Annotated in this window: 2 protein-coding genes; both read right to left on the bottom strand. The window is 51.6% G+C overall.

The window, feature by feature from the left end; translation table 11 throughout:
* Positions 1-30 precede the first annotated feature (30 nt).
* Positions 31-888 carry an IS3 family transposase gene (locus QW71_RS36065; protein ID WP_235441656.1) on the bottom strand — a complete coding sequence of 286 codons (858 nt, stop codon included), beginning with the start codon at positions 886-888 and terminating at the stop codon, positions 31-33.
* An 11-nt stretch (positions 889-899) separates the two neighbouring features.
* A complete protein-coding gene (locus QW71_RS41115; RefSeq protein WP_039310902.1) occupies positions 900-1,196 on the bottom strand; it encodes a transposase in 297 nt (98 codons plus the stop codon).
* Between the last annotated feature and the right edge of the window lie 70 nt (positions 1,197-1,266).

The following is a 1,266-nucleotide window of genomic DNA, read 5'->3' as shown; positions in this document are numbered from 1 at the left end:
TGGACTTCTGTCAAGAAAGTAGACGTTGAACTAAGAGATTTCCCGCTTAAATCTCGCTGCAAACTGAACGGGGGATACGTAACCCAGGGCTCCATGGATTCGTTTACGGTTGTAGAAAAATTCAATGTACTGGTAGATGGCATCATACGCCTGCTTCTTCGTTTTAAATCGAGTCCAGTACACCAATTCTTTCTTCAACAGGCTGTGAAAAGATTCGATACAGGCGTTATCATAGCAGTTCCCTTTGCGGCTCATGCTTGCGGTCATCTGGTAGTTCTTCAGGCGTTCCCGGTAATCCGTAGAAGCATATTGTGAGCCCCGATCTGAATGGTGAATCAAGCCCTTCCCGGGACGTTTCGCCTTGTAGGCCACGTCTAGGGCGCCTTGTACGAGGTCTGTGGTCATCCGGTCGCTGAGCCGCCAGCCTACGATCTCCCGGGTGCACAGGTCCAGCACGCTCGCCAAATACATCCGCCCTTCCTGGCAGGGAATGTAGGTAATATCCGCCACCCATGCCCGGTTTGGCTCTTCGGTGTGGAATTGCTGGTTCAGCAGGTTAGGGGCAATAGGCAAAGGATGGTTAGAGTCGGTCGTGTGTACGCGAAACCTCTTTGCGACACAGGAGCGCAGACCCAGCTCTCTCATGTACATTCCTACCGTGCGTTCACTCACCTTGTGCCCTTCACGCTGCAGGAGAATCGTGATTTTGGGGCTGCCGTAACGGCTGTGGGAGTCGTTAAAATGATAGGTAATCCGCTGGAGCAGCAACGTTTTGCGGGTGGCTTGAGGGCTGGGCTTTGCTGTTCTCCATTTGTAATAACCGCTCCGTGATACCTCAAACACGCGGCACATCTTCTCCACAGGGAACTCGGAGCGATGATCTTCAATACACTGAAATCTCAGTTCTTTGGATTGCTGAAGATGTGCACTGCTTTTTTTAGGATGGCCATTTCCTCCGTCAGGTCGGCCAACTGTTGATCGCGCTCTTTGAGTTGACGTTCAAGCTCTCTAACTTTTTCAGGGCTGGCTACGGGCTCACTCTGAAACTGTCGGTACTTCCCTAACCATCGATGAAGGGTTTTGGCGGGGACGTCCAGCTCCAGGGCCAGCTCCGCCACCGTCTTGGTCTGCTCTTGGATATACTGCACCGCCTGCCGCTTAAACTCTTCATTGTAGCTCTTTCGGATTCCACTCATGTGGACACCTCCTCGTTGGTCTTATTATCTCTAGTCTCTTAACCGGTGTCCACGAATAATACTAACAGCA

The sequence above is a fragment of the Paenibacillus sp. IHB B 3415 genome, from assembly GCF_000802655.2.
Taxonomy (GTDB): domain Bacteria; phylum Bacillota; class Bacilli; order Paenibacillales; family Paenibacillaceae; genus Paenibacillus_AQ; species Paenibacillus_AQ phytohabitans.
This window is presented reverse-complemented; position numbering and strand designations above follow the sequence as displayed.

What these genes read in the sequence shown, in the direction of transcription:
- QW71_RS41115 (WP_039310902.1), bottom strand. Translation starts at nt 1,196, where the DNA reads ATGAGTGGAATCCGAAAGAGCTACAATGAAGAGTTTAAGCGGCAGGCG.